General features: G+C 62.0%; 5 protein-coding genes and 1 pseudogene. 2 read left to right on the top strand and 4 right to left on the bottom strand.

The features are described 5' to 3' along the window. Positions 1-736, top strand: a 736-nt coding sequence (locus tag BLX42_RS17040; protein ID WP_161872231.1) for a PLP-dependent aminotransferase family protein, incomplete at its 5' end; no start/stop codon positions are given. 96 nt (positions 737-832) lie between these two features. Here BLX42_RS17040 and BLX42_RS17035 read toward each other — a convergent pair. From BLX42_RS17035 to BLX42_RS17025, 3 genes are all read right to left on the bottom strand, one after another. Further along, a complete protein-coding gene (locus tag BLX42_RS17035; RefSeq protein WP_012316868.1) occupies positions 833-1603 on the bottom strand; it encodes a MetQ/NlpA family ABC transporter substrate-binding protein in 771 nt (256 codons plus the stop codon). 64 nt (positions 1604-1667) lie between these two features. Further along, a complete protein-coding gene (locus BLX42_RS17030) occupies positions 1668-2339 on the bottom strand; it encodes a methionine ABC transporter permease (protein WP_039603885.1) in 672 nt (223 codons plus the stop codon). Then, positions 2339-3346 (bottom strand): methionine ABC transporter ATP-binding protein, encoded by a 1008-nt coding sequence (locus BLX42_RS17025; protein ID WP_046786747.1) that lies wholly within the window; start codon positions 3344-3346, stop codon positions 2339-2341. The genes BLX42_RS17030 and BLX42_RS17025 overlap by 1 nt, the downstream gene beginning before the upstream one ends. A gap of 226 nt (positions 3347-3572) precedes the next feature. Between BLX42_RS17025 and katE the strand changes: the two genes are divergently transcribed. Next, positions 3573-5717 carry a catalase HPII gene (gene katE, locus BLX42_RS17020; RefSeq protein ID WP_115273178.1) on the top strand — a complete coding sequence of 715 codons (2145 nt, stop codon included), beginning with the start codon at positions 3573-3575 and terminating at the stop codon, positions 5715-5717. A 52-nt stretch (positions 5718-5769) separates the two neighbouring features. On the opposite strand, the pseudogene BLX42_RS17015 reads toward katE, so the two are convergent. Continuing rightward, positions 5770-6040, bottom strand: a pseudogene (locus BLX42_RS17015) (hypothetical protein); the annotation flags it as partial.

Below are 6040 nucleotides of genomic sequence, written 5' to 3'. Positions count from 1 at the left end.
GGGCCTCGACTGCGCCAGGCTTGCCCTCGCTGGCGACTGTCGCTTGGTTTACGTCACCCCGGCGCACCAGTACCCGACGGGGGTGACCATGAGCCTGGCCCGGCGCTTGGCGTTGCTGGCCTGGGCCGAGCGCCAGGATGGCTGGATCATCGAAGATGACTATGACGGCGAGTACCGTTACAACGGAGCACCGCTGGCGCCGTTGGCGGCTTTGGACCGGCAAGGGCGGGTGCTGTACGTCGGTACCTTTGGCAAGATCGCTTTCCCAGCGCTGCGCCTTGGCTATTTGGTATTGCCGGCGCGGTTGGTGCAGGCTTTCAGCCAGGGCAGGGCGCTGGCAGTGCGGCATTCCGAGGTGGGAACCCAGTGCGTGATGGCCGAGTTCATGGCCCAGGGGCACTTTCAGCGGCATATACGCCGCATGCGCCGTGCGGCGTTGAGCCGGCGCAATGTGCTGAAGGCAGGGTGGCCTGTGGGCGTGCCAGGGCTTGCGGGGATGCCGGATGTGGCAGCGGGGCTGCATGTGAAAGTCGATGTGGATAACTTTACACGCGAGCAGGAACTGGTGGCCAAGGCCGAGTCGGTGGGAGTGGAAGTGAATCCGCTCAGCAGTTACTGGCTTGAGGACAGCGAGGTGCCTGTGGATAAACGCGCGGGGTTGGTGCTTGGGTTTGCGGCAGTGCCAGAGGGAGAGATTGCTGAGGCGTTGATGCGCTTGCGCAAGGCCTGGAGGTAGGAGGGGCCTGGTGTCGCCAAAGGCCTGCAAAGCAGGCCGACGGTTTTTGCATGCCGATGAAATCCTGGGGCCGCAAAGCGGCCCCAGGATTTCTGATCAGAACGCCGGCACTACAGCGCCTTTGTACTTCTCGGTGATGAACTGCTTCACCTCAGGCGAATGCAGCGCAGCCGCCAGTTTCTTCATGTCTTGCGAGTCCTTGTTGTCCGGGCGGGCAACAAGGATGTTCACGTACGGTGAGTCGCTGCCTTCAATGGCCAGCGCGTCTTTTTCCGGGTTCAGTTTGGCTTCCAGCGCGTAGTTGGTGTTGATCAGGGCAGCATCGACCTGGGTCAGTACACGCGGGATGGTGGCCGCTTCGAGCTCACGGAATTTCACGTTCTTCGGGTTCGCGACAACGTCCTTCACGGTCGACAGGATATTGCTGTTGTCCTTGAGCTTGATCACGCCGGCCTTGTCCAGCAGCAGCAAGGCACGGCCGCCGTTGGTGGCGTCGTTGGGGATGACCACGGTGGCACCGGAAGGCAGTTCGTCGAGCTTCTTGATCTTGGCCGAGTAGACGCCCAGCGGCTCGATGTGCACGCCGGCAACGCTGACCAGGTTGGTGCCCTTGGCCTTGTTGAACTCATCCAGGTACGGCTGGTGCTGGAAGAAGTTGGCATCCAGGCGCTTCTCTGCGACTTGTACGTTCGGCTGGATATAGTCGGTGAACTCTTTCACCTTCAGGTTTACACCCTCTTTTTCCAGCTGCGGTTTGACGAAGTTGAGAATTTCGGCGTGCGGCACCGGGGTGGCGGCGACAGTCAGGTCACCGGCGTGGGCCGAGAACGCCGCGACAGCGGCAGCGACAGCAAGCAGCTTCTTCATGAATCACTCCTTGTGAGGGCCGCGACGGCCCCCGAACGGGTCGGCCGGGCCGACCCCATTGGGGTTACTTACGGGAAAAATGCACGACCAGTTTGTCGCCCACGCTCTGCAGTACTTGAACCAGAACCAGCAGCAGTACCACGGTGACCACCATTACATCGGTCTGGAAACGCTGGTAGCCGAAGCGGATGGCCAGGTCGCCCAGGCCGCCAGCGCCGACAACGCCGGCCATGGCGGTGTACGAGACCAAGGTGATGGCGGTGACGGTAATGGCCGCGAAGATGCCCGGGCGGGCCTCCGGCAACAGCGCACTGGTGATGATCTGGCGGGTGGTGGCGCCCATCGACTGGGTGGCCTCGATGATGCCGCGGTCCACTTCACGCAGGGCAGTTTCCACCAGGCGGGCGAAGAACGGCGTGGCACCCACCACCAGCGGCGGGATGGCGCCGGCAACGCCCAGCGAGGTACCGGTGATCAGCACAGTGATCGGGATCATCACGATCAGCAGGATGATGAACGGCAACGAGCGCAGGATGTTGACCACCAGCGACAGCAGCGCATACACGCCCCGCTGTTCGAACATCTGCTTCGGCCCGCAGAGGAACAGCAGCACGCCCAATGGCAGGCCCAGCAGCACGGTGAAGAACAGCGAGCCGAACAGCATGATCATGGTGTCGATGGTGGCCAGCCAGATTTCGGCCCAGTCGACATTGGCGAAGAAATTCAGGGCGTCCATCAACGCAGTACCTCCATATGTACGTCAGCTGCCGTGAAGCGGTCGAACGCCGCTTCCATGTCGCCGCCGGTGACGGCCAGGGTCAGCTGCCCATAGGGCACATCCTTGATGCGGTCGATACGCCCGGCGAGGATGCTGTAGTCGACACCGGTTTCGCGGGCCACGGTGCCCAGCAGCGGCGCGTAGGTGGCGTCGCCCTGGAAGGTCAGGCGCACGATGCGGCCTGGCACGTGGGCAAAGTCGTCGCGCTGCTCGCCTTCATCGACCTGCTCGTCTTCCTGGACAAAGCGCTTGGTGGTGGGGTGCTGCGGGTGCAGGAACACGTCGGCCACCGAGCCTTGCTCGACGATATGGCCGGCGTCCATCACCGCGACGCGGTCGCAGACACGGCGGATCACGTCCATCTCGTGGGTGATCAGCACGATGGTCAGCTTCAGCTCACGGTTGATCTCGGCCAGCAACTGCAGCACCGATGCGGTGGTTTGCGGGTCCAGGGCGCTGGTGGCTTCGTCGCACAGCAGGATCTTCGGGTTGGTCGACAGGGCGCGGGCGATGCCGACGCGCTGCTTCTGGCCGCCAGAGAGCTGCGCCGGGTACTTTTTGGCGTGGTCCGACAGGCCCACGCGGGCCAGCAGCCCGGTGACGCGCTTGTCGATTTCGGCCCGCGACAGCCCGCCCGCCAGCGTCAGCGGCAGGGCGACATTGTCGGCGACGGTCTTGGAGGCCAGCAGGTTGAAGTGCTGGAAGATCATCCCGACTTGCTGGCGGAAGCCGCGCAGCTGGTTGGCGTTGAAGGCGGTAACGTCTTCGCCGTCGACGATGATCTTCCCGCCAGAGGGCTCTTCCAGCCGGTTGATCAGGCGCAGCATGGTGCTTTTGCCTGCGCCGGAATGGCCGATCAGGCCGAACACCTGGCCGTCTTCGATGGTCAGGCTGGTTGGGTTCAGAGCGGGGATTTCCCTACCGGCGACGCGGTAGGTCTTGTGTACATGTTGGAACTCGATCACGTAGCGAACCTTGTGGGGCGCATGGAATTTGGGTCAGCGGTTGGCTGGGGTGGCGCATTTTAGCCTTTTCCAATAGTTGTTCTTAGCATTTATTTCGTAATGGACCAATCCATCAGGCATAACGCGACAACTGGTAATCCCGATTGAACGCTCGCCAAAGCCCTCTAGTCACTACTGGAACGAGCCCGCAGAGGGCAAGCCTGAAGACTGATGAGGAGAGCCGACCATGACCAGCAAGAAAACGGACGCGCCCAAGCACAGTGAGGCCGCCGGCACGCAGACCCCCGACCGCGCCAACACCAACGCCAAGCTGCAGAGCCTGGAGGCGTTTCGCAGCGATGCCACTGGCCAGGCCTTGCGTACCAACCAGGGTGTGAAGGTAGCCGACAACCAGAACAGCCTGAAGGCTGGTGCTCGTGGGCCATCGCTGCTTGAAGACTTCATCATGCGCGAGAAGATCACCCACTTCGACCACGAGCGCATTCCCGAGCGTATCGTCCACGCCCGAGGTACCGGTGCCCACGGCTACTTCCAGAGCTACGGCAACCATAGCGAACTGACCAAGGCCGGTTTCCTCCAGGACCCCGAAAAGATAACCCCGGTCTTCGTGCGCTTCTCCACCGTGCAAGGCCCGCGCGGGTCGGGTGACACGGTGCGCGACGTGCGTGGCTTTGCTGTGAAGTTCTACACCGATGAGGGCAATTTTGACCTCGTTGGCAACAACATGCCGGTATTTTTCATTCAGGATGCCATCAAGTTTCCCGACTTCGTGCATGCGGTCAAACCTGAGCCGCACAATGAAATGCCCACGGGCGGTTCAGCCCACGACACGTTCTGGGATTTTGTCTCGCTGGTGCCTGAGTCGGCGCACATGGTCATCTGGGCCATGTCCGACCGTGCCATCCCGCGGAGCCTGCGGATGATGGAAGGCTTTGGCGTGCATACTTTCCGCCTGATCAATGCCCAAGGCGTGGCCAGCTTCGTCAAGTTCCACTGGAAGCCACGCCAGGGTGTGCATTCGGTACTGTGGGACGAAGCCCAGAAGCTGGCAGGCAAGGACACCGACTACCATCGCCGCGATCTGTGGGATGCGATCGAGACGGGTGATTACCCCGAGTGGGAACTGGGCGTGCAGATCGTCCCAGAGGCCGATGAGCACAAGTTTGATTTCGACCTGCTCGACCCGACCAAACTGATCCCCGAGGAACTGGTACCAGTGACGCCGCTCGGCAAGATGGTGCTCAACCGCAACCCGGACAACTTCTTCGCCGAGACCGAGCAGGTCGCTTTCTGCCCTGGCCATATCGTGCCGGGCATCGACTTCAGCAACGACCCGCTGCTACAGGGCCGGCTGTTCTCCTATACCGACACACAGATCAGCCGCCTTGGCGGCCCGAACTTCCACGAGATCCCGATCAACCGGCCGGTAGCGCCGAACCACAGCAGCCAGCGCGACGCCATGCACCGCATGACCATCGACAAGGGCCGTGCTTCCTACGAGCCCAACTCGATCGATGGCGGCTGGCCGCGGGAAACGCCGCCGGCGGCGCAGGATGGTGGCTTCGAGAGCTATCAGGAGCGCATCGAGGCACACAAGATCCGCCAGCGCAGCGAGTCGTTCGGCGATCATTTCTCGCAGGCGCGGCTGTTCTTCCAGAGCATGAGCCCGACCGAGCAGCAGCACATCATCAAGGCCTACAGCTTTGAATTGGGCAAGGTGGAGCGCGAAGCAATCCGCGCGCGTGAGGTCAATGAGATCCTGGCCAATATCGACCTGAAGCTGGCAGCGGCAGTGGCGGCCAACCTCGGCTTGCCGGCGCCCAAGCAGGGCACGGTTCAGGTCAAAGGTAGCAAGCTTGCGCAGTCCAAGGCTTTGAGCCAGATGAACCACCCTGGAGATGTGGGCATCAAGGGACGCAAGATTGCCGTTGTGGTCGCCGATGGCGTGGACGCCGCGAGCGTCGACAGGCTGGTCAAGGCGCTCGAAGCACAAAGCGCGCGGCCCATGCTGCTGGGGCCATCCTCGGCGCCGGTGAAGAGCGCCGATGGCAAGCAATTGCCGGTGGATGCTTCGATCGAGGGTATGCCGTCGATCATGTTCGACGGGATAGTGGTACCGGGAGGCAAGGCTTCAATCGATGCCTTGAGCGGCAGTGGTGTGGCCAAGCACTTCCTGCTCGAGGGTTACAAGCATTTGAAGGCGATCGTGTTGGCCAAAGAGGCCAAAGCGTTGCTGGGCAGCTTGGGCCTGAAGGAGGACAAAGGCTTGTTGCTTGGGGATGATCAGAAGGCAGTGGATGCCTTCGTCAAAGCCGTGGAAGGGCATCGGGTCTGGGAGCGGGAGGCGGCTGCAGAGGCGATCCCTGCGTAAGACGCTGCGTTGGTACCCATCGCCGGCTGCCGGCGATGGGCCCCCAGAAGTGTCAACGCTGATGCGGTACCAATACCACCTGAGCGGGCAACTTGCGCTGAATCTCGTGTTTTTGCTCAAGTGCGAAGCCGCTGTCGATCTTGCGAACCCGCTTTTCCAGCAAGCTCTTCAACCAAGGCGCATCTTCGGTGCGAGGTACCTGGAACACCACGTCGCACTGATAATTCACCACATCAGTGGCAATTTCATCGAGCTGCCGGCGCATGGCCCGGATGTCCGTGGTCTTCAGTGCAATGACCGTGCTAGGCGCGGTCGGGTCGATC

The sequence above is a fragment of the Pseudomonas sp. SG-MS2 genome, assembly GCF_009933855.1.
Taxonomy (GTDB): Bacteria; Pseudomonadota; Gammaproteobacteria; order Pseudomonadales; family Pseudomonadaceae; genus Aquipseudomonas; species Aquipseudomonas putida_E.
This window is presented reverse-complemented; position numbering and strand designations above follow the sequence as displayed.